This window comes from Frateuria sp. sgz306004 (genome assembly GCF_057750885.1).
Genome location: NZ_JBYLFE010000007.1, coordinates 62438 through 89412, shown reverse-complemented (window position 1 = coordinate 89412; position 26975 = coordinate 62438). Strand labels below are relative to the sequence as shown.

At 63.2% G+C, this 26975-nt stretch carries 23 protein-coding genes and 2 pseudogenes; 14 read left to right on the top strand and 11 right to left on the bottom strand.

The genetic code is table 11. The features are described from left to right. Positions 1-47: 47 nt before the first annotated feature. Positions 48-461 carry a hypothetical protein gene (locus AC3G2C_RS15605; protein ID WP_488385551.1) on the bottom strand — a complete coding sequence of 138 codons (414 nt, stop codon included), beginning with the start codon at positions 459-461 and terminating at the stop codon, positions 48-50. Positions 462-688: 227 nt separating this feature from the next. Between AC3G2C_RS15605 and hslV the strand changes: the two genes are divergently transcribed. The 3 genes from hslV (at position 689) to AC3G2C_RS15590 (ending at position 3292) form a co-directional block, all read left to right on the top strand. After that, a complete protein-coding gene (gene hslV, locus AC3G2C_RS15600) occupies positions 689-1222 on the top strand; it encodes an ATP-dependent protease subunit HslV (RefSeq protein ID WP_488385550.1) in 534 nt (177 codons plus the stop codon). A gap of 78 nt (positions 1223-1300) precedes the next feature. After that, complete coding sequence (gene hslU, locus AC3G2C_RS15595; protein ID WP_488385549.1) at positions 1301-2641, top strand: ATP-dependent protease ATPase subunit HslU; 1341 nt, start codon at positions 1301-1303, stop codon at positions 2639-2641. Between the two features lie 36 nt (positions 2642-2677). Further along, a complete protein-coding gene (locus tag AC3G2C_RS15590) occupies positions 2678-3292 on the top strand; it encodes a hypothetical protein (protein WP_488385548.1) in 615 nt (204 codons plus the stop codon). Between the two features lie 63 nt (positions 3293-3355). Here the strand turns inward: AC3G2C_RS15590 and AC3G2C_RS15585 are convergent, their stop codons facing one another. Together AC3G2C_RS15585 and AC3G2C_RS15580 are read right to left on the bottom strand one after the other, a co-directional pair. Continuing rightward, on the bottom strand, positions 3356-5638 hold the full coding sequence (locus AC3G2C_RS15585) for a S9 family peptidase (RefSeq protein WP_488385547.1): 2283 nt from the start codon (positions 5636-5638) through the stop codon (positions 3356-3358). A 155-nt stretch (positions 5639-5793) separates the two neighbouring features. Then, positions 5794-6492 carry a glutathione S-transferase N-terminal domain-containing protein gene (locus tag AC3G2C_RS15580; RefSeq protein ID WP_488385546.1) on the bottom strand — a complete coding sequence of 233 codons (699 nt, stop codon included), beginning with the start codon at positions 6490-6492 and terminating at the stop codon, positions 5794-5796. A 125-nt stretch (positions 6493-6617) separates the two neighbouring features. On the opposite strand from AC3G2C_RS15580, the gene AC3G2C_RS15575 reads away from it, so the two are divergent. Both AC3G2C_RS15575 and rbsK read left to right on the top strand, forming a co-directional pair. Beyond that, positions 6618-7058, top strand: coding sequence for a hypothetical protein (locus tag AC3G2C_RS15575; RefSeq protein WP_488385545.1), 441 nt, complete (start codon positions 6618-6620; stop codon positions 7056-7058). A 98-nt stretch (positions 7059-7156) separates the two neighbouring features. After that, positions 7157-8050 (top strand): ribokinase, encoded by an 894-nt coding sequence (gene rbsK, locus AC3G2C_RS15570; protein ID WP_488385544.1) that lies wholly within the window; start codon positions 7157-7159, stop codon positions 8048-8050. A gap of 6 nt (positions 8051-8056) precedes the next feature. Here rbsK and AC3G2C_RS15565 read toward each other — a convergent pair. The 6 genes and pseudogenes from AC3G2C_RS15565 to rpmH form a co-directional block, all read right to left on the bottom strand. Further along, positions 8057-9526 (bottom strand): annotated as a pseudogene (locus tag AC3G2C_RS15565) (DNA translocase FtsK); the annotation flags it as partial. A gap of 735 nt (positions 9527-10261) precedes the next feature. After that, positions 10262-10594 (bottom strand): annotated as a pseudogene (locus AC3G2C_RS15560) (DNA translocase FtsK 4TM domain-containing protein); the annotation flags it as partial. A 200-nt stretch (positions 10595-10794) separates the two neighbouring features. Then, positions 10795-12135 (bottom strand): tRNA uridine-5-carboxymethylaminomethyl(34) synthesis GTPase MnmE, encoded by a 1341-nt coding sequence (gene mnmE / locus AC3G2C_RS15555; protein ID WP_488385543.1) that lies wholly within the window; start codon positions 12133-12135, stop codon positions 10795-10797. Positions 12136-12262: 127 nt separating this feature from the next. Next, positions 12263-13963: a membrane protein insertase YidC gene (gene yidC, locus AC3G2C_RS15550; RefSeq protein ID WP_488385542.1), complete on the bottom strand. Its 1701-nt coding sequence runs from the start codon at positions 13961-13963 to the stop codon at positions 12263-12265. 58 nt (positions 13964-14021) lie between these two features. After that, the gene (gene rnpA / locus AC3G2C_RS15545; RefSeq protein WP_488385541.1) at positions 14022-14420 is read right to left on the bottom strand and encodes a ribonuclease P protein component; all 399 of its coding nucleotides are present in this window, start codon (positions 14418-14420) and stop codon (positions 14022-14024) included. Positions 14421-14434: 14 nt separating this feature from the next. Further along, the gene (rpmH, locus tag AC3G2C_RS15540) at positions 14435-14572 is read right to left on the bottom strand and encodes a 50S ribosomal protein L34 (RefSeq protein WP_019464789.1); all 138 of its coding nucleotides are present in this window, start codon (positions 14570-14572) and stop codon (positions 14435-14437) included. 213 nt (positions 14573-14785) lie between these two features. Here rpmH and dnaA point away from each other — a divergent pair, with 213 nt between their 5' ends. The 9 genes from dnaA (at position 14786) to AC3G2C_RS15495 (ending at position 25264) form a co-directional block, all read left to right on the top strand. After that, complete coding sequence (gene dnaA, locus AC3G2C_RS15535) at positions 14786-16135, top strand: chromosomal replication initiator protein DnaA (RefSeq protein ID WP_488385540.1); 1350 nt, start codon at positions 14786-14788, stop codon at positions 16133-16135. Between the two features lie 246 nt (positions 16136-16381). Next, positions 16382-17482 carry a DNA polymerase III subunit beta gene (dnaN, locus tag AC3G2C_RS15530; RefSeq protein ID WP_488385539.1) on the top strand — a complete coding sequence of 367 codons (1101 nt, stop codon included), beginning with the start codon at positions 16382-16384 and terminating at the stop codon, positions 17480-17482. A 96-nt stretch (positions 17483-17578) separates the two neighbouring features. Continuing rightward, positions 17579-18658 (top strand): DNA replication/repair protein RecF, encoded by a 1080-nt coding sequence (gene recF, locus AC3G2C_RS15525; RefSeq protein WP_488385538.1) that lies wholly within the window; start codon positions 17579-17581, stop codon positions 18656-18658. 75 nt (positions 18659-18733) lie between these two features. Beyond that, positions 18734-21148, top strand: a complete 2415-nt coding sequence (gene gyrB, locus AC3G2C_RS15520; protein ID WP_488385537.1) for a DNA topoisomerase (ATP-hydrolyzing) subunit B — start codon at positions 18734-18736, stop codon at positions 21146-21148. A 315-nt stretch (positions 21149-21463) separates the two neighbouring features. Further along, positions 21464-22759: a tetratricopeptide repeat protein gene (locus AC3G2C_RS15515; protein WP_488385536.1), complete on the top strand. Its 1296-nt coding sequence runs from the start codon at positions 21464-21466 to the stop codon at positions 22757-22759. 202 nt (positions 22760-22961) lie between these two features. Next, the gene (locus tag AC3G2C_RS15510; RefSeq protein ID WP_488385535.1) at positions 22962-23621 is read left to right on the top strand and encodes an energy transducer TonB; all 660 of its coding nucleotides are present in this window, start codon (positions 22962-22964) and stop codon (positions 23619-23621) included. 49 nt (positions 23622-23670) lie between these two features. Beyond that, positions 23671-24417 carry a MotA/TolQ/ExbB proton channel family protein gene (locus AC3G2C_RS15505; protein ID WP_488385534.1) on the top strand — a complete coding sequence of 249 codons (747 nt, stop codon included), beginning with the start codon at positions 23671-23673 and terminating at the stop codon, positions 24415-24417. An 11-nt stretch (positions 24418-24428) separates the two neighbouring features. After that, positions 24429-24842 (top strand): ExbD/TolR family protein, encoded by a 414-nt coding sequence (locus AC3G2C_RS15500; protein WP_488385533.1) that lies wholly within the window; start codon positions 24429-24431, stop codon positions 24840-24842. Between the two features lie 5 nt (positions 24843-24847). Beyond that, complete coding sequence (locus AC3G2C_RS15495) at positions 24848-25264, top strand: ExbD/TolR family protein (protein ID WP_046972823.1); 417 nt, start codon at positions 24848-24850, stop codon at positions 25262-25264. Positions 25265-25452: 188 nt separating this feature from the next. Here AC3G2C_RS15495 and AC3G2C_RS15490 read toward each other — a convergent pair whose 3' ends face one another. Both AC3G2C_RS15490 and AC3G2C_RS15485 read right to left on the bottom strand, forming a co-directional pair. Beyond that, on the bottom strand, positions 25453-26196 hold the full coding sequence (locus AC3G2C_RS15490; protein WP_488385532.1) for a pyridoxine 5'-phosphate synthase: 744 nt from the start codon (positions 26194-26196) through the stop codon (positions 25453-25455). Positions 26197-26269: 73 nt separating this feature from the next. Next, on the bottom strand, positions 26270-26914 hold the full coding sequence (locus AC3G2C_RS15485) for a 4'-phosphopantetheinyl transferase family protein (RefSeq protein WP_488385531.1): 645 nt from the start codon (positions 26912-26914) through the stop codon (positions 26270-26272). Positions 26915-26975: the final 61 nt, after the last annotated feature.

Below are 26975 nucleotides of genomic sequence, written 5' to 3'. Positions count from 1 at the left end.
ATAGATAGTTTCTAGCGAGTCTCGGGCAAATCAGGTTGATGATGCCCTCAGAACTGGCGAGTGACATGCCCCCAAACCACTTGCGTAGGTACACCAAAATTGTTGAACCACGCACCCAACGTGGCCCATGTCGGATCACCTTTGGGGAGCGTCTGGTCATTGTCTATTTCTAGATACTGGAAAACTGCAGCACCACTGCCGTTCACTTCGAAGTTGTACTCGAATGTCGCGTAACCACCAGGAAACTGTTTCGTACCGACGACATAGATGGCGGCGCCTGGGCATAGATTGGCGGTCGTTATGGCTTGCTGAGCGGCGTTCAATACAAATGCATCCGGCCCTGACCTTGTGGTGCAATAGCCCGCAGGGCATTTCACATAGCCGTTGTTGTCGACGTTACAAGCAGCACGCGCGTTATCTGCGATCAGAATCGAAATCAGGATTGCGAGTAGTGCCTTCATGACATGCTCCATTGCAATGAGACTTCTCGTACTTCCCTCGTAGTGCCGCACCTGGAAGTGCGGCTCCTTCAACGTAGAACGGGTCAAGTCGTTAGCAATTGAGTTTTTGCCTCAATAATTTGTAGGTATTAACGTAATTATGTGTAGGTGCAGGGATATCCCTCGACCTTGAATCGCTGGTAGATCACCCCAACTAGGGCGGTTCTGGGCACTCACGGAGTCATCGTATGGAATCCTTTCACGCCACCACCATCGTCTCGTTGCGCCGTCACGGCCGCGTCGTGATCGGCGGCGACGGCCAGGTCACCCTCGGCAATACGGTGATGAAGGCCAACGCGCGCAAGATCCGCCGCCTTGGCAAGGGCGACGTGCTGGCGGGCTTTGCCGGCGCCACCGCCGATGCGTTCACGCTGTTCGAGTTGTTCGAGCAGAAGTTGGACAAGCACGGCGGCAACCTCACCCGTTCGGCGGTGGAGCTGGCCAAGGAGTGGCGCACCGATCGCCGCCTGGGCCGCCTGGAAGCCATGCTCGCCGTGGCCGACAAGGAAGCGTCACTGCTGATCTCCGGCAACGGCGACGTGCTGGAGCCCGAGCACGGCCTGATCGCGATCGGTTCCGGTGGCCCATATGCGCAATCGGCAGCACTGGCGCTGATGGAGAACACCGACCTGGACGCTCGCGCCATTGTGGAGCGCGCGCTCAAGATCGCCGGTGATATCTGCATCTACACCAACCACAACACCACCATCGAAGAGCTGTAAGCGCTCAGCGCGACGGCGACGACGTCGTGGTCCCGGCGAATGCCGGAATGACGACAAACCCCACTTTCCGGTGAACCTATGTCCGAACTCACTCCCCGCGAGATCGTCAACGAACTCGACCGCTTCATCATCGGCCAGCACGACGCCAAGCGCGCCGTAGCGATCGCGCTGCGCAACCGCTGGCGCCGCATGCAGCTGGAGCCGGCGCTGCGCGATGAAGTGACGCCCAAGAACATCCTGATGATCGGCCCCACTGGCGTGGGCAAGACCGAGATCGCCCGTCGCTTGGCCACGCTGGCCAACGCGCCGTTCGTGAAGGTGGAAGCCACCAAGTTCACCGAAGTGGGCTACGTGGGCAAGGATGTCGAATCGATCGTGCGCGACCTCGCCGACGTGGCCTACAAGCTCACGCGCGAGCAGGCCATGAAGCGCGTGCGCACGCAGGCGGAAGACCGCGCCGAGGATCGCATCCTCGATGCGCTGCTGCCGCGCCGCCAGCAGCCCACCGATTGGACCCACGATGCCGCGCCTGCCAGCGACGCGCAGAGCGACACGCGCCAGAAGCTGCGCAAGCAGCTGCGCGAGGGTGCGCTGGACGATCGCGAGATCGAACTGGATTTCTCCGCCAATGTCGGCGTGGAAATCATGTCGCCGCCGGGCATGGAGGAGATGGGCCAGCAGCTGCGCCAGATGTTCCAGAACCTGGGCGGCGCCAAGACCCAGCAGCGCAAGCTGGCCATCAAGGTGGCCCGCCCGCTGCTGATCGACGAGGAAGCAGCCAAGCTGCTCAACGACGAGGAAGTGCGCAGCCAGGCCATGCACGCCGCCGAGCAGAATGGCATCGTGTTCATCGATGAAATCGACAAGATCGCCCAGCGCTCCGAATGGGGCGGTGCCGGCGTGAGCCGCGAAGGCGTGCAGCGCGATCTGCTGCCGCTGGTGGAAGGCTCCACCGTGTCCACCAAGTACGGCCCGATCAAGACCGATCACATGCTGTTCATCGCCTCGGGTGCGTTCTCGCTGGCCAAGCCCTCAGACCTGATCCCGGAGCTGCAGGGCCGTCTGCCGATTCGCGTGGAGCTGTCCGCGCTGTCGGTGGACGACTTCAAGCGCATCCTGCGCGAGCCGCACAACGCGCTGACCAAGCAGTACGTGGCCTTGCTGGGCACCGAGGGCGTAACCATGGAGTTCACCGAGTCGGGCATCGACCGCCTGGCCGAGGTGGCGTTCCAGGTGAACGAGCGCACCGAGAACATCGGGGCCCGCCGCCTGCACACCGTCATGGAGCGCCTGCTGGAGAAGATCTCCTACGAAGCTGCTGACAAATCCGGCGAAAACTACCAGATTGACGCCGAATATGTCGATAAAAACCTGGGAACCCTGGTCAAGGACGAAGATCTCAGCCGTTACATCCTGTAAACAAGGGGAAAGGCCCCAGCTGGTAAAATTCTACCCATGGGAAATGTGATCGAACTCAAGACCACCGGCCAGCGGGCGCAGTTGCGCGAGGCACAGCAGCAGCACCAGCTGGTTCGGTTGTGGCGCGGCGAACTCGAACACGGCAGCTTCTGCGGCTATGTGGGCGGTGTAGGCCGTGAATTCTTCCTGCTGTGGGTAGTCGGCGACGGCATCACCTATGACGGCATGTATGTGATGCGCCATCGCGACGTCTCCGAGCTGGAGGCGCCGGACAAGCACGCGCCATTCATGGAGAAAGCGCTGGCCCTCAAGCACCTGATGCCACGCACGCCGCGCGGCTTCCCGCTGGACGATATCCGCAGCGTGATCCAGGCCGCCGCTACGCAGGCTCCGGTGATCGGTGTGCATGTGGACAGCGAGGATGAGTCGGAGGTGTGTTACATCGGCCGTCTGATCAGCGTGGAAGAAGAAGGCTTCAACATGCAGGAGATCTCGCCCGACGCCGAGTGGCTGCGTGAGGCGTCGTTCTTCACGTGGGACGAGGTATCCACCGTGAGCATCGAGGACGGCTATGCCATGGCCTTGCTGGCCGTGGCCGGTACACCGCCGCCGCTGGAGCAGGGCGATTCGGGCGTGGAACACGCGCAGTAAGTTCTGACGCAAGAAACGAAAAGGCCGGCTGCAAAGCCGGCCTTTTTTGTTGGGCTGACACCCTCAACGCGTGGTGGCGGGCGCCGGGGCCGGCCCTGGCGCGGGTGCCTTGGCCTCACGCGCGGGCGGCGCCGGTGCCTTCACCTGTTGCTGAAAGAAATTCTCGATCAGGTGATACACGTGACTGCGCTGGCCCGGTAAATTCAGGCCATGCTTGGCGCCCGGGTAGGCCATGAATTGGAACTGGGTACCGCGCTTTTGCAGCTCGCCCATCAGCTCGGTGGAGTTGAGGAACAGCACATTGTCATCGGCCATGCCGTGCACCAAGTACAACTTGGAAGTGAGGCCGTCGAGCCAGGCCAACGGTGAGCTGCGCGTGTAGCCGGCATCGTTGTCCTGCGGGCGACCCAGATAACGCTCGGTGTAGAACGTGTCGTACAGGCGCCAATTGGTCACCGGGGCCACAGCCACGCCGCCAGCCAACTGATCCGATGCTTTGGCCAGCATCATGGTGGTCATGTAGCCACCATAGCTCCAGCCAAACACGCCGATGTGGCGGCCATCCACCCAGGGCTGGGATTTGAGCCACTGGATGCCGACCAGCTGGTCGTCCACCTCGGCCGCGCCCAGCTGCTGGTAGATCGGCTTTTCGAACGCGTGACCGCGGCGCGCCATGCCGCGATTGTCCAAGGTGAACACCACAAAGCCCTGGTTGGCCATGTACTGATTGAAGTAATCACCCCACGCATTCACCACCAGCTGCGCGTGCGGGCCACCGTAGTACATGTCGAACACCGGGTACTTCTTGTTCGGGTCGAAGCCGGCGGGCTTGTACAGGCGGTAGTACAGGGTTTGGCCATCGGCAGCCTTGAGCGTGCCGAATTCCGGCTTGATCAGGCTGTCGCGGTAGTTCCAGAACGGATGCTTCTCATCGAGCTTGTTCGGCTCGATCCAGGTGACAAAGCTCCCGTCGGGTTTGTGCACGCTCACCTGCGGCGGGGTATCCACGCTGGAGAAGTTGTCCAGGTAGAAACTGCCGTCGGGGGCGAACTCGGCCATGTGCGTGCCGGCACCCTGACTGATGCGCTGGGGCGCCTTGGCGGTGCTGCCGTCCAGCTTGAGTGCATAGACCTGGCGCTCGGGCACGGCGTCCTTGTTGGAGCTCACGTAGACCACGCCGGCATGCTCGTTCACCGCCAGCACGCCGTCGATCGGCCACTCGCCTTCGCTCACGGCGTGCTTGAGCTTGCCGTCGATGCCGTACAGGTAGAGATGGTGGTAACCGCTGCGCTCGCTGCCCCACAGGAAGCTCTGGCTGTCCTGCAGGAAATGCAGGTCGTCGTTGAGATTGATCCAGGTGTCGCTGGTTTCGCTGAGCAAGGTGCGCTGAGCCAGCGTCTTGGCATCCACCAGGCGCAAATCCAGACGTTGCTGGCTGCGCGGCATGCGCTGGTAGGTGAGGTGCTTGGCATCCGGCAGCCAGTTCACGCGGGTAAGGTAGATGTCGCTGCCCTTGCCCAGGTCCACCCAGCGCACCGCGCCGCCAGCCGGCGCCACCAGGCCCAGCTTGACCGCCACGTTGGGCTGGCCGGCACCGGGGTAGCGCTGTTCCACCACTTCGGTATGGTCGGCATAAAGCTCGGTGCGCTTGGTCACCGGCACCTTGGCCTCGTCGTAGCGTTCGAAGGCGATGGCCGAATCGTCGGGCGCCCACCAGTAGCCGGCGCTGCGATCCATTTCCTCCTGCGCGACGAACTCGGCCTCGCCGTTGTGCACGGTGCCGCCGCCGTCGCGGGTGAGCTGGCGGGTTTCGTTGGTGGTGAGGTCGATCACCCACAGGTTCTGATCGCGCACGAAGGATACGTAGCGACCCTTGGGCGAGATCTTGGGATCGATCACGTTGTCGCCCGCATCCAGCGGCTTGGGGGCCGCGTCGGGCGTGGCCAGCGCATACACGTAGAGCTTGCCGTTGATCGGAATGAGCAGCTGCTTGCCGTCCGGCGACCATTGGTAGCTCACGATGCCGCGCAGGCCGGCGGTGCGTTCGCGCTCGCGGCGCGCCTTTTCCGCATCGGAAAGCTGCTCGCCATTGGGTTCGAGCTTTTTCGAATCCACCAGCAGGCGCGTCTTGTTGCCCTTGAGCTGGTACTCCCAAAGATCCAGTTGGAACTGGTCGTCCGGGCGTGCTCGCAGAAACGTCACGCGACTGCCATCGGGCGAAATCTTCAGCCCACGCGGCGCTGCGCCAGCGAGGCTACCGCCATCGAAAATGCGTTCAATGGTGAGTTTTTCGGCCATGGTCGGCAGGGCCACCAACGTGAGGGCGGCAAACAAGAGGGCGCGCATGAAACTTCCTTGGGCGACGCGACGTACGCAACTACATGCGGCGATTAGAACGCGTCATGCCACGGGAAGCCAGTGTTTTCCGCAGGTATTCCACACACTCGGCGAGCCTTCGATAGACCCGCCGCCATGGCGATCATGCGCAAAAGCCCTGTTTTTCAGGGTTTGGCGCCCTGGCCGAACAGCACTTTGCGCGCGGCTTCATCGGTAGCCAGGTCGAACTTGCCCTTGATCTCTTCGCCCAGTGCATAGGCACGCTGCGTGGCGGGGCGAGCGCGAATCGCCTCGAACCACTGCTTGAGATGGGGGAAATCGTCCAACTGCATGCCCTGGTTTTCGTAGGGCACGATCCATGGATACGCGGCCATGTCGGCGATGGTGTAGTCCTTGCCGGCGATGAAGGCACGCCCGTCCAACCGCTTGTTCAGTACGCCATACAGGCGCCGCGTTTCGTTGACGTAGCGGTCGATGGCGTAGGGAATCTTTTCCGGCGCATAGCGGTTGAAGTGGTGGTTCTGTCCCAGCATCGGCCCCAACCCGCCCACCTGCCAGTAGAGCCACTCCAGCACGGTGTAGCGACCACGTACGTCGCTAGGAAGGAAGCGACCGCTCTTTTCGGCGAGGTACTGCAGGATGGCGCCCGATTCGAACACGCTGACCGCATCGCCGCCGTCCGCTGGCCGGGTATCGACGATGGCCGGCATGCGGTTGTTGGGCGAAATGGCCAGGAAAGCTGGGGCAAACTGCTCGCCCTTGCCAATATTCACCGGCTTGATGGTGTAGGGCAGGCCCGATTCCTCCAGGAACAGGGTGATCTTGTGGCCATTGGGCGTGGGCCAGTAGTAGAGCTCGATCATGGCAATACTTCCTTGGGCGGTATCGCCTTGAAGTTCGGGCCGAGCCAGGGGGATTCAAGCCAGCGCCGTCAACGCGGAGACGTAACCCTGCGTTCCACGGCGAGAGTTTCCACCGGAGTGCCGCCATGAACCGTCTCTACCGCGTTGCAACCCTGATGCTCGGCCTGGCGCTGGCCGGCGGAGTGTGGGCCCAGCAAAGCGCTGCTCCCGAGGCCGCCACCACCGAGAAGGGCCATGACCAACACATGCATGGCCCCAATGCGCAGCAACAGCTGCAACGCATGACCAAGCAACTGCAGCTCAGCAGCGACCAGCAAACAAAGCTCGCACCCATCCTGCAGCAGCGTGACCAGCAGGTGCAGGCACTGCGCGCGGACACCAGCCTCAAGCCCGCCGACCGTCGCGCCAAGCTGATGGCGCTGACCCAGAGCACCACCACGCAGATCGACGCAGTGCTCACGCCGGCACAACGTGACCAGCTCAAGGCCATGCGCGAAAAGGCCATGGAGCGTGCGGAAGAGCGTCGCAGCCAGAAGGCCCCCGCCTCCTCGCGCAGCGGCGGCTGAGCACGCACTCTTCGCCCACCACGGTAGCCGACATACCGCCGGCTGCCGCGTTCCCGTATGCTCCTTCGTTTCTTCGGCAGTGCAAGAACGGAGCAGGTATGACGCGCGTCGTCGTAGTCGGCAGCATCAACATGGACCTGGTGACGTTGGCGTCGCGCTTCGCGGGCCCGGGCGAAACGATCCTCGGCGATCGCTTTCTCACCGTGCACGGTGGCAAGGGCGCCAACCAGGCCGTTGCCGCCGCCCGACTCGGTGCACAAGTGGCCCTGATCGGCGCGGTGGGTGACGATGCCTTCGGCACGCAGCTGCGCGAAGGCCTTGCCCGCGAGGGCGTATCGCTGGAGCACGTCGCCACCATCGCCGGCTGCGGCAGCGGCACCGCCTCCATCACCGTGGCCGAAGGCGACAACCACATCATCGTGGTGCCGGGGGCCAACGCGCATGTGACACCGGCGCAGGTGGAAGCCGCGCAGGCCGTATTCGCGCAGGCGGACGCGATCCTGGTGCAGATGGAGATTCCGCTGGCATCCGTCGAAGCCACGCTGCGCCTGGGTCACCGCCTGGGCAAACCGGTGATCCTCAACCCCGCACCCGCCCAGCCGCTGCCCGCCGAATGGCTGACACTTGCGCGCTACCTCACGCCCAACCAGCACGAGCTGGCGATTCTGCTGGGCGCCAATGAACAGGATGACTTCCGCGCCCTGATGCAGCGCTCCCCCGCGCCAGTGGTGCTTACCCGCGGCGCCGAAGGCGCGTGGTACCGCGACGGCGGTGAATCGACGCACCAGCCCGGCTTCGCCGTGCAGGCCGTGGACACCACCGGCGCGGGCGACACCTTCAATGCCGCGCTTGCTGTGTTCCTGCACGAAGGCTTGCCCGGCGCCGTACGCAAGGCCTGCGCCGCCGCCGCACTCTCGGTCACTCGCCTGGGCGCGCAGGGCGGCATGCCGACGCGTGCGGAGCTGGATGCGTTTCTAAGCCAGGCTGGCTGAGTGCGCTCACTCCGCCGGCGCTGGCGCAAGAACGTCGCGCTGGCCATTAATGCCCATGGGTGATACCAGGCCGGCCGCTTCCATGGCTTCGACCAGTCGCGCGGCGCGGTTGTAGCCGATGCGGAACTGGCGTTGCACGAAGGAGATGGATGCGCGGCGCGTGCGCAGCACGAATGCGGCAGCTTCATCGTACAGGGGGTCGAGTTCGGCGTCGCCGCCTTCTTCGCCGAACAGTTCGCCAGAGCCTTCGCTGGGTGGGCCGGCGAGGATCTCGTCCTTGTAGTCGGGCTCGCCGTAAAGCTTGAGGTGTGCCACGACGCGATGCACTTCTTCATCGGCAACGAAGGCACCGTGGATACGTTGTGGATAACCCGTGCCCGGCGGCAGGAACAGCATGTCGCCCTGGCCAAGCAGGCTTTCCGCGCCCATCTGGTCGAGGATGGTGCGCGAGTCGATCTTGCTCGATACCTGAAAGGCCACGCGGGTGGGGATGTTCGCCTTGATCAGGCCGGTGATGACATCCACCGATGGGCGCTGCGTGGCGAGGATGAGATGAATGCCGGCTGCGCGCGCCTTCTGTGCGAGGCGTGCGATGAGTTCTTCGATCTTCTTGCCGGCCACCATCATCAGGTCGGCCAGCTCGTCGATCACCACGACGATCATCGGCAACGTGTCGAGCGTTTCCGGCACTTCCGGATGCGTCGGGAACGGGTTCATCAATGGACGTCCAGACGCCCGTGCCTCGCGCACCTTCTGGTTGAAGCCGGCAAGGTTGCGCACGCGCAGGTCCGACATCAGGCGATAGCGGTTCTCCATCTCGCCCACGCACCAGGCCAATGCGTTGGCGGCGAGCTTCATGTCGGTGACGACCGGCGCGAGCAGGTGCGGGATACCTTCATAGACTGAAAGCTCCAGCATCTTCGGGTCGATCATGATCATGCGCACGTCGTCGGGCGTGGCCTTGTAGAGCATCGACAGGATCATGGCGTTCACCGCCACCGACTTGCCCGAGCCGGTAGTGCCGGCGACCAGCATATGCGGCGCCTTGGCCAGGTCCGCCACCATCGGCTCGCCGGTGATGCCCTTGCCCATGGCCAGCGTGAGCAGTGAATCGGAATCGCGGTAGGCCGGGGCGCTGAGGATTTCCGACAACGCGATCATCTGGCGCTGTTCGTTGGGCAGCTCCAGGCCCATGCAGGTCTTGCCCGGAATGGTCTCCACCACGCGAATGGAGCTGCGCCCCAGGCCGCGGGCCAGATCCTTCATCAAGGCCACGATCTGGTTGCCGCGCACACCCACGGCCGGCTCCACCTCGAAACGCGTGATCACCGGACCGGCCGACGCGCCGACCACCGTGACTGGCACTTTGAACTCGCTCAGGCGTTGTTCGATCAAGGTGCCCGTGTCGGCCAGCTGTTGCTCGTCGATGGCGGCCACTTCGCCACGCGGCGCTGCCAGCAGATTGAGCGGCGGCAACGCGGCCGTGGGTCGCTGGCGAAGCGGGGCCGCATGCAGGGCCGATACCGTGGCGCCTGAAGATGTTCCCAGCATGTCGTCGTTCGCGGCGTAGCGTCGCGCGGATGCCACTTCGGTAGCCGCTGCAACCGGCACGACGACGATGTCATCCAGCGGATCATGCGCCTGCGCGTCGATCGATGGCGCGGGCACGTCGATCGGGGAGGGTGGCAGGGGTGCCGCTTCCACACGCTCTTCCAAGAGCTCGGGCCATGCAGGCGGCGGCGCCGGCGCAGGTGCCGGCGCGGGTTCGACCAACGGAGACGACGCGGCAACAGCCGCCGCCGTGACCGATGGCGTGCTGGCGGCGGGGCGCGCGGCCAGTCGCGCGGGTGCGGCCGGGCGACCGTGCTTGGGGGTAAGCCAGGGTTCGCGTATCACCTTCTCGTGGCGCGCCGCGTGCCTCACCGGCGCCATCGGTGCAGGTGCGGGTGCCGGCGCGGACACAGGCAGCGACACTGCCGCGCGTTCGGTGGTGCTGGCTGCGCGTGCGGGCGCTGCGGTCGCACTGGTTCGGCGCACCGCATTGCCACGCTGGCGTTTCGGCGCGCGGGCAGGGCGTTCCACGCGACGCACCGCACCTTGCTGACGGCGCGCACCACGCGCGCTGGCGCGTCCGGAGGCCACCCGCTCGACCAGGCGTTGCAACAGGGCGGCAAACTTATCCACAAGTTGCACTACGCCCCTGAATATCGCTGGCCAGCGCATGCCCAGGTACCACGGCAAGGCCAACGCCAGCACGGCAAGCATCAGCAGGCTGCTCAGCAAACCACCCAGTACGCCGGAAAAACCGTGCGACAAGGCACGGCAAACCACGCCGCCCGCTTGCGCATCGTCGGTGTACTGATCGATCACCAGACCTTCCAGCGTGGCGCTGGCCAGCAACACCAGCAATGCGCCTAGCCAGCTGCGAATGGCGCCGCTGCCAGCGATGGGCTGGCGTTTGACCAGCCGGGCGGCGAGCTGCCAGATCAGGGGGATCAACCAAAGCGTGGACAGCCCGAAGCCGCCGAAGAGAAAAGTGAGCATGCCTGGGGTTGGGAACGCCTACGCTAGCAAGCTCAACATGTTAACGCTGACTGGTCATGCGCGTCAGCAGATGGCTCCGTAATGGCCTGTCAGCCATGGTGGAAATGATTTATCCAAGGAGTTATCCACAGGCAGCGCGGCGCTCCGTAGGACAACCTCAGGGCACGCCGGCGCAGGATCTCGCCACGCGATGACCCGGGCTATTTACCAATGCAAAACGAGCTGAAGATGGCGCCCAGCAGATCGTCGCTGGTGTAGGTGCCGGTGATTTCGCCCAGTGCGTGCTGGGCTTGGCGCAGTTCTTCGGCGGCGAGTTCGCCGGCGCGGGTGGCGATTAGCACCTCGCGGGCGCGGTGCAGGTGATCGCCGGCCAATTCCAGCGCCAGAACATGGCGCCGACGTGCACTGAAAGCGCCTTCACCACTGCTGGCGCCGGCCAGTTGCTTGAGGTGTTCGCGCAAGGCATCGAGACCGTCGCCGGTTTTGGCGGAAGCCCATAGCCAGATGGCCGCTTCGCGGTTTTCGATACGCGCGCTGTCCTCGGCGAGGTCGATCTTGTTGATAAGTACCAGCCGCTCCACGCTGGCCGGCAGGTCGGCCAGCAGGGCGAGATCATGCTCGGCGTGCTCGGCATCGGTGACCAGCAGGGCGACGTCGGCGCGGGCAAGTTCGCCATGAGCGCGTCGCACGCCTTCGCGTTCCACCGGATCGTCCGTATCGCGCAAACCGGCCGTGTCGGCTAGCTCCAGCGAGACGCCGTCGAGGTTGAGTTGCTCGCGCAGGACATCGCGCGTGGTGCCGGCGATGTCCGTGACGATGGCCCGATCCGTACCGGCGAGGGCGTTCAACAGGCTGGACTTGCCGGCGTTTGGACGTCCAATGATGGCCACGCGCAAACCGTCGTTGAGGCGCACGCCGCGCTGGGCTTCGCGCAACAGCTCGGCGTGCTGCGCGAGCAGCGCGTCAAGCTGGTGGAGAATCACCGGGTCGGCGAGAAAGTCGATTTCCTCCTCGGGAAAATCGATGGCTGCCTCGATATGCACGCGCACGGCAATCAAGGCCTGTAGCACCTCTTGCACCTTGTGCGAGAACACGCCTTCCATCGAACGTAGCGCGGCGCGCGCGGCCGATTGCGAACGCGCGGCGATCAGGTCGGCTACCGCTTCGGCCTGGGCTAGATCCAGTTTGCCGTTGAGAAAGGCCCGCTCGGTGAATTCGCCCGGACGCGCCAGGCGGGCACCCATCGCGCACACGCGGCGCAACAAGGCATCCAGCAGCACGGGGCTGCCGTGGCCCTGCAGTTCGAGCACGTGTTCGCCGGTGTAAGAGGCGGGGGCGGGGAAGTAGAGCAGCAGGCCGCGATCGATCAGTTCGCCATCGCGTTCGCGGAACGCGGTGAAATGCGCTTGTCGCGCGCTCGGGTCGCGACCCATCAACTCACAGGCGATGGCTGGCACCGCCGGCCCCGAGACACGCAACACACCCACGCCGGCGGCGCCGGGTGCGCTGGCGATGGCGGCGATGGTGTCGGTATGCGTCATGACGGTGATTATGCGGCAGCAAGGGCGGGGAAGAAGGCCGCCGCCAGCGCGCGCGAACCTGTGGATAAAACCAGTGGATAAGAAAAAGGCCGCGTCAGCGGCCTTTTTCCTTGATGCCTCGGCTCGCTCAGGCGGCCTTGGCGCTTTCCTCTGCGCGCTCGACGCTGCGCGTGATCAGCCACTGCTGGGCCAGGCTGGTCAGACCGTTCACCACCCAGTAGAGCACCAGGCCAGCCGGGAAGAACAGGAACATGAAGCCGAACACCACCGGCATCACCTTCATCATCTTCTGCTGGGCCGGGTCCATGCCCGCGGCGGACGGCGACAACCACTGCGTGGCCATCATCACCAGGATGTAGATCACCGGCAGCACGAACAACGGATCGGGCGCGGACAAGTCGTGGATCCAGCCAAAGAACGGCGAGTGACGCAGCTCCACGCTTTCCATCAGCACGCGGTACAGGCCGAAGAACACCGGCATGGTGATCAGTACCGGCAGGCAGCCCGACATCGGGTTGACCTTCTCCTTCTTGTACAGCTCCATCATGGCCTGCTGCATCTTCATCTTGTCCTCGCCGTAACGCTCCTTGAGAGCGGTCACGCGAGGCTGCAGCTTGCGCATCTTGGCGCCGGAGCGGAACTGCGCGGCGGTGAGCTTCCACAGTGCAGCCTTGAGCAGCAGCACCAGCAGGATGATCGCCACACCCCAGTTGCCGCTGATCGCGTGCAGCTTGGAGAGCAGCCAGTGCAGCGGCTGCGCCACCACGGTCAGCATGCCGTAGTTGGTGGTGAGGTCGAGGCCCGGCGCCACCTGGTCCAGCGTGCCTTGCAGCTTGGGACCGATGTAGAGGCGTGAAGCCGTGGTAAGGCTCTGGCCCGGCGCGACGCTCAGTGCCGGACCCACCGCGCGGATCAGGTAGATCGGCTGGGCCGTGTCCGGGTTGATCACGCTGGTGGAGTAGGTGTTCGCTTCCTGCGCCTGCGGAATCCAGGCCACGAAGAAATAGTGCTGCAGCATCGACGCCCAGCCGCCCGTAATGGCGTGGTTGAGCGGCTTCTTGGCGAAATCGGCGAAAGGCAGGGTGGCCAGCTTGTCTTCCGGGCTGTACCAAGCCGCGCCATAGAAGCTATGCGAGGAGGGGTCGGAGAAGTTCTGCCACCAGCTCTTCTGCTGGGCCGGGGCCACGCGCTGCAACTGCTCGTACGCATTGCCCTGCCAGGCGCTGGCGCCGCCGTTGTCGATCTTCTGATCCACGCCGACCACGAAACTGCCGCGCTTGAGCACGTAGGTCTTGGTGACCTTGAGGCCAGCGTCGTTCTGCCAGCTCAGGTCGACCTTGAGTTCATCCTGGCCCTGGGCCAGCGCATAGCTGGTCTGGGCGGCCTGGAACACCGCGCGGTGATCGGGCGCGCTGCCTTCGTTGCTGACCAGGCCGCTCTGCGCCACGAAGTACTGGGCGCGCTCGTCGTCGAGCAGGCGCACCGGTTCGGGCTGCGGGTCCTTCTTGGTGGCCGGCACCGACGGATAGGTCAGCAGCTCCGAACGCACCACGCTGCCGCCGCGGGTATCCACAGTTAGGCGCAGTACGTCGGTGCTCAAGGTGATGAGCTGTGCGGAAGCCTCGGTCGCGGTGCCCGGCACGTTGGCCGCGGCGCTGGCGTTGGTGGCTCCCGGCACACTGCCGTCGCTGGCGGGCGGCACGGCGGCACTGGACGACGATGCCACGGCGGCCGGCGGCTGCGGGCCGTAATCCTTCTCCCAGGCCATGAACAACAGGTAGCCCACGGCCAGCAGGGCGAAGATAAGGAACGTACGCGTTTGATTCATCGCGGAGCAGATCCGGTGGTTGTCGCGACGCCGGGCCGCGAAACGGGATGGAAGAAGGTCAACGCACGATTGTGCCGGCCGTGTCGCCCGGCTTCAATGTGGCCTCTGGCCTCACGGCACGCAGCTTCCTCCAGAGGAAGTCGAGTTCCGCCAGCAAATCTGGGCCGGGCAGGCCGGCGGCCTGCTCGCGTGCCATCACCATGAGGTCGACAGCGGGAAGCTCAAGTCGGATGCGCCGGAAAGATTCGCGCACCAGTCGCTTGATGCGGTTGCGATCCACCGCGCGCTTGGACACGCGTTTGGAAATAGCCAAGCCGAGGCGCGGCTGACCAAGTTCGTTGGCTCGATAGCGCACAGAAAAACAGCGGCCGCCGAAGCGGCCGCTGGCATGACGCAGAGCAGCGAAATCACCGGCGCGGCGGAGCCGCGCGTCGCGCGGCAGGCCGGCGGCACGCATCGTGAGCGTGCCGCTTACGGGATCAGACGCTTGCGGCCCTTGGCGCGACGGGCGTTCAGAATCTTGCGGCCATCGGCAGTCGCCATGCGGGCACGGAAACCGTGGGTACGGGCGCGCTTGAGCTTGCTGGGTTGGAAGGTGCGCTTCGACATGGCTTTGTCCGAAGTTAAGGTAATAAAAAGGTTGGAAATTATGGCTGCTGTCAAGGCCCGATGTCAAATGGGGTGTTGCGGGGGTTGACAAAGCCCTGTTTACTTCCTGTGGATATCCGTGTGGATATCCATGCCAACTGGAGGGGTTCGTGCTGCTAGACTTGCCGGTCCACCCCGCGCGTAAGCGCTCCTTCCAGTGGTTGAAGATTTCCCATGAGTGACCTGTGGCGGCGCTGTCTCGAGCGTCTCGAGGGCGAATTGAACGCCGAAGACCTGCATACGTGGCTGATGCCCCTGCAGGCACGCGACGACACCCATGGCCTGCAGCTGTTCGCACCCAATCCGTACACGCTCGATACGGTTCGCGAGCGCTATCTGGCGCGCATCGAAACGGTGATCAGCCAGCTGACCGGCCATGACCTGACGGTAAAGCTGGAGGTGGGCTCCAGTTCGCCGCGACCGGCTCCGGCCAGTAAAACGGCGGCTCCGGCAGCGGCGCCCAAGACCGTGCCCGTGGTGGCGGAGGCTCAAGCCCCAGCTTTTACCCACAACCTGGACCCGCACTACACCTTCGAGACCTTCGTCGAGGGCAAGTCGAACCAGCTGGGCAAGGCAGCGGCCATGCAAGTGGCCATGAATCCCGGCCGGGCCTACAACCCGCTCCTGCTGTACGGCGGCACCGGCCTGGGCAAGACGCATTTGATGCACGCCACCGGCAACCTGATGCGCGAGCGCAATCCGGACTTCAAGGTGCTGTACCTGCGCTCGGAGCAGTTCGTCGGTTCGATGATCGAGGCGCTGCGCACCAAGAGCATGGACGAGTTCAAGCGCCGCTTCCGCTCGGTGGACGCGCTGCTGATCGACGATATCCAGTTCTTTGCGGGCAAGGACACCACGCAGGAGGAGTTTTTCCACACCTTCAACGCGTTGTTCGAGTCCAAGCAGCAGATCATCCTCACCTGCGACCGCTATCCGAAGGAAGTGGACAAGCTTGAGCCGCGCCTGAAGTCCCGCCTGGGTTGGGGCTTGTCGGTGGCGATCGAGCCGCCGGACTTCGAGACCCGCGCGGCGATCCTGCTGTCCAAGGCCCACGACAAGGGCGTAGCGGTGGGGGAGAACGTGGCGATGCTGCTGGCCAAGCGCATCCGCTCCAACGTTCGCGACTTGGAAGGCGCGCTCAACACGTTGGCCGCGCGTGCCAACTTCTACGGCAAGCCCATCACCATCGATTTCGCGGAGGAAACCTTGCGCGACCTGCTGGCGACCCATGCCCAGGCCGTGACGGTGCCCAACATCCAGAAGACGGTGGCCGACTACTACCAGGTGCGCCTGCAGGATCTGCTGTCCAAGCGCCGGGTGCGTTCCTTGGCACGACCGCGCCAGATCGCCATGGCACTGTCCAAGGAGCTCACGGAGCACAGCCTGCCTGAAATCGGCGAGGCTTTCGGCGGCCGTGACCATACGACGGTGCTGCACGCCTGCCGCACCATCAAGAAATTCTGCGAAACCGACACACGGATGCGTCAGGATTGGGAACAGTTGATCCGGATTCTCACCGGCTAACCGGGCGGCTGTGTACTGTTCGCTTGAAAAGTACTCGGGCAAGCTGTGGATAATAGGTGGACGAAATAGACGGCAAAGTTATCCACAATTGACACACAGTGGTCCGGCCTTTTAGGACACAACGTGGAAATTGTGTAAGTTATTGATTCCATGTGGAAATTTTCGTTTTTTGAGTTATCCACGCCGCCTACCACCACCACATAACATCTTTAAAAAACAGAAAAGCAGGATTGGGGAAGCGCCTATATGCAATTCAGCATTCAACGAGAAGCTCTGCTCAAACCGTTGCAGCAGGTCGTAGGCGTGGTCGAACGCCGCCAAACCCTGCCGGTGCTGGCCAACCTGCTAGTGAAAGTCGCGGATGGCAAAGTGTCGATGACCGGCACCGATCTAGAAGTCGAAATGATCGCTGCCACTCCCGCTGACAAACTGGTGGACGGTGAAACCACCATTCCCGCCCGCAAGCTGTATGACATCGTGCGAGCCTTGCCCGATGGCGCCTTGATCGAGTTGAAACTCAACGGCGACCGCGTGGCCATGAACGCGGGGCGCAGCCGCTTCACGCTCGCGACGTTGCCGGCGACCGAGTTTCCAACCATCGATGAAATAGAGCTGGTTGAGCGGGTAACGCTGCCGGAAGAAGTGCTGCGCGATTTGATGGAGCGCACTGCCTTCGCCATGGCCAATCAAGACGTGCGCTACTACTTGAATGGCATGCTGCTGGATCTTCAGGAGCACACGCTCCGCTGCGTCGCCACCGACGGCCATCGTCTGGCATTGAAGGAAACCAAGCTGGACAGCAAGGTTTCCGGACGTCGTCAGATCATCATTCCTCGCAAGGGTGTGAATGAGTTGATCGGTTTGTTCGAAACCGGCGAAGGGCAGGTTGAGCTGGAGTTCGGGCGCAATCACCTGCGCGTGCGTCGCGGCGACGTCACCTTCACCTCCAAGTTGATCGATGGTCGTTTTCCGGACTACGAAGCTGTCATTCCGCTCGGCGCGGACAAGCAAGCGACGCTGGATCGCGAAGTGCTACGCGGCGCATTGCAGCGTGCAGCGATTCTTTCCAATGAGAAGTATCGCGGCGTGAAGCTGGAACTGTCGCCGGGCAAGCTGCGCATCGTTGCGCACAACCCGGAGCAGGAAGAGGCCGTGGAAGAGCTTGAAGCGGAAACCGTCGTTTCCGATCTAGCTGTGGGCTTCAACGTGGGCTATCTGCTTGATGCGCTGGGTGCTTTACGTGGCGAGCGTGCACGTTTGAACTTGCGCGACGCCCAGTCCAGCTGTCTGGTGCAGGAAGACGACAGCGATCAGGCTCGCCACGTGATCATGCCGTTGCGCCTCTGATGTCGAGGCCACGTTTGCCCCTAACGGGCAAGCTCGCTCGGAACGCCGGAGCCGTCGCAAGACGCTCCGGCGTTCTTACTTGCGGGGCTTGCTGAAATGCGTCTGGAACGATTGCGCATCCAGGGTTTGCGCTGTCTGGCGGATGTTTCCATAGCGTTGGAAGAGGGCGTTACCGTGTTTTCCGGCGACAATGGGGCGGGAAAAACCAGTGTTTTGGAGGCCGCGTTCCTGTTGTCGCACGGTCGCTCCTTCCGTGCCGGCGCCAAAGATGCCTTGTTGCAACGCGGCGCGAGTGCTTTGGCGGTTTTTGCCGAGTTGCGTCACGCTGATGGTCGGTTGCGGCGGGTGGGTTTAGGGCGCCAGGGCGCTCGATGGGAAGCTCGCATGGATAGCGAGGTCGTGACTCTTAGTGAATTGGTGGAAGAGTGCGCGGTGGTGTGTTTCGAACCCGGCTCCCACGCTTTGATCGCTGGTGGCGCTGAAGAACGTCGCCGCTACCTGGATTGGGGTGTGTTCCACGTGGAACACGCGTTCATGCAGGCCTGGCGGCGCTATCAACGCGCCTTGAAACAGCGAAATTCGCTGCTAAGGGCCTCTGGCCCGCTCCAAGAAGCCTTATTCTTGCCCTGGGAGGCAGAACTAACTGCTGCCGCCACGCAGATCGACCGGCAGCGAGAGCTTTACCTCGAAGCGCTTCGCCCTCATTTGATAGAGAGCGCAGGTGCGCTACTGCCCGAACTAGGCGTGATAGAGCTGCGCTACCGGCGTGGTTGGCCCGAAGGAAGCGATCTAGGCGAGCTGCTGGCCCTGCAACGAGGCCGGGACCTGGCTCGCGGCCATACCACGCAGGGTTCCCATCGTGCGGATTGGTCGATTGTGTTCGAACACGCACCTTTGCGGGAACACCTCTCACGCGGGCAGGAAAAGCTGACGGCACTGGCCTGCGTCCTCGCACAAGCCTCCCTCTATGCCGAGCGGCGAGGGGAATGGCCGGTGGTTTGTCTGGACGACTTGGCTTCGGAGCTGGACAAGGCGCACCAAGCCGCTCTAGTCGACAGATTGCGGGCCGTTGGCGCCCAGGTGATGGTAACCGGCACCGAGGTTCCAGACGCTTTACAGGGGCCGCAGACCCATGTGTTCCACGTGGAACAAGGTCTACTCAACCCCCTGCTATAATCAACAAATTATCCCCAGCCCGGCCTTGTATGGCGCCGATCCGGGCGGGAAAGGCGCCCAGGAATCGGTCACCGAATGAACGCATCCTACGATTCGAGCAACATCAAGGTTCTAAAAGGTCTGGAAGCGGTGCGCAAGCGCCCTGGCATGTACATCGGCGATACCGATGACGGCACTGGCCTGCACCACATGGTGTTCGAAGTCGTCGACAACTCGATCGACGAAGCGCTGGCGGGTTATTGCGACCACGTCACCGTGACCATCCTCGAAGACGGCTCCGTCAGCGTCAGCGACAACGGCCGTGGCATCCCGGTCGACATGCACCCGGAAGAGGGCCGATCCACCGCCGAGGTCGTGATGACCGTGCTCCATGCCGGCGGCAAGTTCGACGACAACTCCTACAAAGTGTCCGGCGGCCTGCATGGCGTGGGCGTATCTGTGGTGAACGCCCTGAGCTCGCACTTGTGGCTCACCATTTACCGCGAAGGCAAGGAATACCAGCAGGAATATGCGCTGGGCGAGCCGCAGTACGCGGTGAAGGAGGTGGGTTCCTCCACTAAGCGCGGCACCACCGTGCGTTTCCTGCCCAGCACCGAAACCTTCTCCAACGTCGAATTCCACTACGACATCCTGGCCAAGCGCCTGCGCGAGCTGGCCTTCCTCAATTCGGGCGTCACCATCGACCTGAAGGATGAGCGCGGGGAAGGGCGCAGCGACCGCTTCGCCTACGAAGGCGGCATCAAGTCGTTTGTGCAGCACCTGGCGCAGCTCAAAACCGCCTTGCACCCCAACGTGATCAGCCTGAGCGCCCAGCAGGACGGCATTTCGGTGGAACTGGCGATGCAGTGGACCGACGCCTACCAGGAAACGATGTACTGCTTCACCAACAACATCCCGCAGCGCGATGGCGGCACCCACCTCACGGGTTTCCGCGCGGCGCTGACGCGTTCGTTGCAGGGCTACATCGAGAAGGAAGGCCTGGCCAAGAACGCCAAGGTCACGCTTTCGGGCGACGACATGCGCGAAGGCCTGATCGCCGTGCTCTCGGTCAAGGTGCCCGACCCCAAGTTCTCCTCGCAGACCAAGGACAAGCTGGTGTCCTCCGAGGTGAAGACCGCGGTGGAGCAGGCCGTCAACGAAAAGCTGGGTGAGTTCCTCCTCGAACATCCCAACGAAGCCAAGGCCATCGCCTCCAAGGTGGTAGACGCCGCCCGTGCCCGCGAAGCCGCCCGCAAGGCGCGCGAAATGACCCGCCGCAAGGGCGCCCTGGACATCGCCGGCCTGCCGGGCAAGCTGGCCGACTGCCAGGAGAAGGATCCGGCGCTGTGCGAACTGTTCCTGGTCGAGGGTGACTCCGCAGGTGGCTCCGCCAAGCAGGGCCGCAACCGCAAGACCCAGGCCGTGCTGCCACTCAAGGGCAAGATCCTCAACGTGGAGAAGGCCCGCTTCGACAAGATGCTGTCCTCAGCGGAAGTCGGCACGCTGATCACCGCGCTGGGCACCGGCATCGGCAAGGAGGAGTACAACCCGGACAAGCTGCGCTACCACCGCATCGTCATCATGACCGACGCGGACGTGGACGGCTCGCACATCCGCACGCTGCTCCTCACGTTCTTCTACCGCCAGATGCCCGAATTGATCGAGCGCGGCCATGTCTATATCGGCCTGCCGCCGCTGTACAAGATCAAGCAGGGCAAGAACGAGATGTACCTGAAGGACGATGCGGCGCTCAACGCCTACCTCGTCTCCACCGCCGTGGATGGTGCGGAGCTGCAGTACACGGTCGACGCCCCGGCGATCACTGGTGAGGCGTTGGAAAAGCTGCTGCGTGACTATCAGGCGGCGCTCGACCAGATTGAACGCCTCGGCCACCGCTTCGACGCCACCGTACTCTCCGCCCTGCTCGAACACGCGCCGATGGAAGCGGCCCTATGGAGCGACGCCGCGGCGATGCAGACGTGGCTTACCGGTGTGGAGCAGCGCCTGGCCGCCAGTGGTCTTGGCAAGCCGCGATATCGCCTCGCGATGCGTCCGGCGCTGGAAGAGCAGCCAGCTGCCATCGAGGTGGTGCGCGATCAGCACGGCCTCAGCCACACGTGGCTGCTGCCGCAGCCGTTCTTCGGCAGCGCGGAGTTCCGCCCGATCCTGCAGGTGAGCCAACAGCTTGCCGGTCTGGTCCACGCAGATGCCGTGGTTCGTCGCGGCAACGGTTCGCGCGGCATCACCAGCTTCGCCGAAGCGCGCCACTGGCTGCTTGAGGAAGGCAAGAAGGGCCGCACCATTCAGCGCTTCAAGGGCCTGGGTGAAATGAATCCGGAACAGCTGTGGGAAACCACGGTGAACCCGGAAACGCGCCGCATGCTGCAGGTGGGCATCGAGGATGCGTTCGCGGCCGATCAGATGTTCTCCATGCTGATGGGCGAGGCCGTGGAACCGCGTCGTGACTTCATCGAGGCAAACGCGCTCAAGGTCGCCAACCTGGACATCTGATGCCCTGAGACGGTGTTGGCGGTCATTTTGCGATGGCCGTCACACCGTCTTTCGTTTTCCCTGACGTACTAGCGTATTAGTACATTAATACGCAACGCAGTGGGGACGGAAAACACATTTTCCAGGGCGTAAAGTCATGATCTGCAGGGTTTGCCTGATCGCCAATTAGGGCAAGTCGCCGGCGTATGGTTCAACTGATTGATTCTTAACAATCTTTCTTGTGGCAGTGCGACTTGTTATCTGACGCACAGTCAGGTTACGCTCAGCGATCCCCCACGCCTCGTGCGTGAGAAATCCCAACACCTGAGGACTGCCATGAAGCGTGTTCCCCTGATCAAGATGCTTGCCGGTTCGGCGCTGGCCCTGGCCGTGGTGAGCACCCCGGTCATCGCGGGCAATAGCTCTTCCAAGGACAAGAAGGAAGCGCTGTATCCGAACGCCACGCGTTCGGAACCCAAGCTCGACCTGACCAGCGAGAAGGATCAGAAGGCAGTCAACGCCGGTCTCGACGCGGTCAACGATCAGGACAAGGACAAGGCGACCCAGCTGCTGCAGCCGATCGCCGATGGCACCGGCACCAAGAGCAAGTACGCCCAGGCGCTCGCTCTGCAGGGTCTGGCCAACGTGCACTACAACGACGGCGACGTGAAGGGCGCCATCGATCTGCTAAAGCGCGCGCTGGACAACGGCGTGCTGCCCAACGACACCTACTTCCAGCTCGAGTACGAACTGGCTCAGTTCTACGTGGCCGACGAGCAGTACCAGCCCGCCCTGGACACCATCGCCAAGTGGCGCGCCGAGGGCCGCAAGGAAACGGCTGATTCCTATGCGCTCGAAGGCAATGCCTATTACCGCCTCGAGAAGTACCCGCAAGCCATCGCCGCCATCAAGAAGGCCCAGTCGCTCACCGACAAGCCGAACGACAGCTGGAACCAGATCCTGATGGCCAGTTACTCCGAGTCCGGCCAGGGCGACCAGGCCGCGCAACTCGCGCAGCAGCAGCTGGCTGCCAATCCGAACGACACCACCGCGCTGAACAACGCCGTCTCCGTGCTGATGCAGGCGCAGAAGTATCCGGAAGCCATCGCGCTGATGGAGAAGGCCAAGGCCGCCGGTTCGTTCAAGGAAGAGAAGGACTATGTGAACCTGGCCAAGCTCTACCTGATCACCGGTCAGGACAGCAACGACCAGAAGGGCCCCGCCGCCAAGGCCATGGGCACCCTCGACGAAGGTCTCAGCAAGGGTGTAGTGAAGCCCAGCGCCGATAACTACATGTTGCTCGGTACGGCCTCCTATATGGCCGACAACACCAGCAAAGCGCTGGACTCGTACAAGAAGGCTATCCCGCTGTCGAAGGACGGAGAGCCGGCCATCCGCGCCGGTCAGCTGCTGATCGCCGAGAACCAGTACAGCGAGGCCAAGGGCCTCATCCAACAGGGCATCGACAAGGGCGTGCAGCACAAGGGCACCGCCTATATGTTGCTAGCCGAAGCGTGCCGTGGTCTGAAGGACAAGCCGGGCACGATCGCAGCCATGGAAAAGGCCGCACAGGACCCCGAAACCTCCGCAAAAGCAAAGGCTTGGCTGAAGGCTCAGGGAGCAGGCAAGTAAGGCAGAACGTGTAACACAAATGAGGCAGATAGACGTCTATTTGTCGTCCTCACGAGTGCTATACAAATGCCATGTGCTGTTGTACCGTTGAAACCTTTCCGTGCTCTCGTCCAGTGGCAAATGTCATCCTCTGCTCGGATCGATATTGCCACCAGGCGCCGTGACCACGGCTCACCGATTGATTAGCTCCAGATAGTGACAGATGGCCTCAAGTAACGAAGCAACCGGCCAAGGGCCGTTTAATTGGAGGCGTACCTGGGCGCTGGCAGTTGCCATCGCGCTGCATGCGTTCGCGTTCCTGTTGCTGGTGGCGCCTATGGCACCGCCGAAGCAGGTCCAGAAGGAGAAGGAGCGCACCGTCCAGGTGAACTTCATCGAGCCTCCGCCGCCGCCCCCGCCGCCGCCGCCGCCGCCGCCGGAGCCGCCGAAGCAGCCGCCGCCGAAGATCATTCAGCAGGTCAAGCCGCCGCCGACACCGCCGCCGCCGGCTCCGCCGCCGGCCGTCGAGGAAGCGTCCACCAACGCTATCCCGGCACCGCCGCCGGCACCGCCTGCTCCTCCGGCTGCGCCTGCGGACATCACGGCCAGTCAGGACATCAGCTACAACAGCCGTATTCAGCCCAAGTATCCGCCGCAGGCTATTCGCCAGCGTCACGAGGGCACGGTTACGCTGATGATTCTGGTGGGTGTCGATGGCGCTCCGAAGGACATCAAGGTGGAGCAGTCCAGCGGTTTCCGCGAGCTGGATCAGGCCGCGATTGAAACGGCACGCAAGTGGCGCTTCAATCCGAATGTCCGGAACGGGGTGAAGACCGAAGGCTACGTCCGCGTTCCGATCAACTTCAATCTCAATCAGCTGTAACTTCGGTTACGGTCAATTAGTTCACGCTTGACTTTCCAAGGGTAGCGTTATGTTCCTGCAAACTTCTCCGGCCCCCGCGGGCGGTACCACCAACGCCGAAGCCATGAAGTCGATGGGCTTTGACCACCTCATCCACAACTTCGATGCCCTCGGTTGGATCGTGTTCGTGGTGCTGGTGGTGATGTCCTTCTCCTCCTGGTACTTCATCATCGCCAACGCGATCCGCAACGCCATGGTTCGCGGCCGCGCCGACAAGGTCATCAACGGCTTCTGGAACAACGGTTCCACCCAGGACGCCATCCGCGAACTGGAAGCCCAGCCCAAGGGCGAACCGTTCTCGAAGATCGCCCTGGACGCCGCCTCGGCCGTCGCTCACCACCAGCAGGCTTCGTCGGGCGGTGGTCGCCTGGCCGAGTCGCTGAGCCGTTCGGAGTTCATCGATCGCGCCCTGCGCCAGGCCGTGGCTCGTGAGAGCCTGCGTCTGGAAGGCGGCCTGACCCTGCTCGCCACGGTCGGTTCGTCGGCTCCATTCATCGGTCTGCTTGGTACCGTGTGGGGCATCTACCACGCGCTGATCAAGATCTCCGCGTCGGGCAACGCTTCGATGGAAGCGGTGGCCGGTCCGGTGGGTGAAGCTCTGATCATGACCGCCTTCGGTCTGTTCACCGCTATCCCGGCCGTGCTTGCCTACAACTTCTTCAACCGCTCCAACCGCCTGACCTACGCTCAGTTCGACGAGTTCGCGCACGACCTGCACGACTTCTTCGCCACCGGCGCTCGCGTCGAAGGCAAGTGAGGATCTGACCCATGGCAATGAGCACCGGAGGCAATTCCGGCGGTCCGATGTCGGAGATCAACGTCACGCCGCTGGTCGACGTGATGCTGGTGCTGCTGATCATCTTCATGATCACGGCACCGCTGATGTCCCATCGAATCACGGTGGATCTGCCGACTGCCAATCCGAAAGTTTCGGATTCGGAGCCGGTGGAGCCGATGGACTTGGCCGTGAAGCCGGATGGCACGCTCTACCTCAATGACATCGAAGTCACCGAGGCCGAGCTGAAGGCGCAGTTTGCGGTTGCGGCGGCGAAAGCCCCGCAGCCGGAGCTGCAGATCCGTGCGGACAAGACCACGGAGTACAAGGTCGTGAAGAAGATTCTGGCCGACGCCAAGGAACAAGGCATGGTCCATGTCGGTTTCATCACGACCGGCAAGGAGTAACAGTCATGGCATTCAGTTCTGGAAGTGGCAAGGGGCCGATGGCTGACATCAACGTCACGCCGCTGGTCGACGTGATGTTGGTGCTGCTGATCATCTTCATGATCACGGCGCCGATGCTCACCCACAAAGTGAAGATCGATCTTCCGCAGCCGAACCCGAACATCGTGCAGCCGGAGAATCCGCCGGAGCCGGTCCGTCTCAAGATTGACCAGTCTGGCGCGCTCTACTGGAACGATACCCCGGTGGATGAGTTGGGCCTCAAGGCACAGCTCGCGGTGATCGGTGGTCTGGGCGATCCGGCCAAGCAGCCGGAAGTGCAGATCAACGCCGATGACGGCGTGGCTTACGAGCATGTGGCCCGTGTGCTGGCCGATGCCAAGAGCTACGGCCTGACCAAGATCGGTTTCACCGAAGGTCAGTAATACCGCAAGGCATTACCGCAACACTACCCTTAGAACCCCCGCTCACGCGGGGGTTCTTTTTTGTACGTCGATGATCGTTTGCATCGGCGATGTTCTGGACCTTTAGCCGTCCAAACCAAACCAAGGCCGGCACGGTTGCCCGCATCGAATGATGGGCGGTGACGAGGCGCTTGGCGCCCCGCTTAGCATCAGCGCAGAATTTGCAGGTAGCGACGCACCGTGGTCGAGAGGCCATCGTAAAGCGCTTCGCCGATGAGGGCATGCCCGATCGATACTTCGGCCAGGCCGGGAATGGCCGCCTTGAACGTGCCGAGGTTCGCCTGGCTAAGGTCGTGACCGGCATTCACCGCGAGCCCCGCCTGCTGCGCGCGGCGAGCGGTGTCGGCGCAGCGTTCCAGTTCGTCCTTCACTTCGCCCTCGGCGAAGGCATGGGCGTAGGGGCCGGTGTAGATCTCCACGCGCTGCACGCCTATGGCAAGGGCTGCTTCGAAACCATTGGCACCGGAATCCACGAACAGGCTTACGCGTGCACCGATCTCGCGCAGTTCGGCCACCAGTGGTCGCAGCGTGTCGATGTCGCGCTCCAGATCGAAGCCGTGATCGGAGGTGATCTGCCCATCGCTGTCCGGCACCAGGGTCACCTGCGTGGGGCGTACCTCGCGAGCCAATGCAATCAGGCCCGGATACGCGCCCCGGGCGGGCGCGAAGGGATTGCCCTCGATGTTGTACTCCACACGACCGCGCAGCATCGCGGCGAGTGCACGCACATCGTCGGGACGCACGTGGCGTTGGTCGGGGCGCGGATGCACGGTGATGCCACCGCAGCCAGCTTCAATGCAGGTTTGCGCGGCGCGAAGGATGTCCGGTTCGGTGCCGCCACGCGAGTTGCGCAGTACGGCGATCTTGTTGAGGTTGACGCTGAGCAGGGTCATGGGACTGGGGATACTCCCTGGCGAGACTGAATCCCGCGCCCGTCCAGGCAGCGGGCTGCACACAGTGCGCCGATCAGTCGATGTGTTCAAGTGTCCACTGGCGCACCCGGCGCGGCGCGCCGTGCCATGCCAGCGTGCCCACGTGGCCAGCATCCAGCGTTAGACGATGCAACTGCCACTGCTCGGCTGGATGGCCTTCCAGGTAATCCAGGCGTGGTTGTTCCGCACTGCCGCCAATGCTCAGCCGGTGCAGGCCAAAGGCGATGCCGCGTCCCATGGCCTTGAGCACTGCCTCCTTGGCCGTCCAGAACTCCAGGAAAGCCCGATCGCGCGCTTCAGTGGGTAATGCGGCCAGCGCCTGGGTTTCTGGTGCGCTGAAATAACGTTCGGCAATGGCCAGCGCCCGTGGATGCGGCCGCAGCCTTTCCAGGTCCACGCCTGGCGATATCCCACGAGCGATGGCGATCAAGGCCTGGTCGTGGCTGTGCGACCAGTTGAAGGACAGGGCCTGGCCATGCTCGGGCGCCAGCGTCGGGCGCCCGTGCGCGGCCTCCTCAAGGCGAACCGCCTCCGCCGGCAGGCTCAGGTAGGCACCCAGCATGGCGTACAGCGGTGCGCGCCCTTGGTGGTGGTCGTAGCGCAGCCGCCAAACGTGTACCTCGTCATTGCCTAGCCGCTCTGCTACTTTCGTTGGCGTCTGGCCGTCGGTCGTCCTCATCCACGCATGGTGCCGGGTGGGCGATGCACGTGACAAGCGTGACGGTCGCCACCGGGTGCGG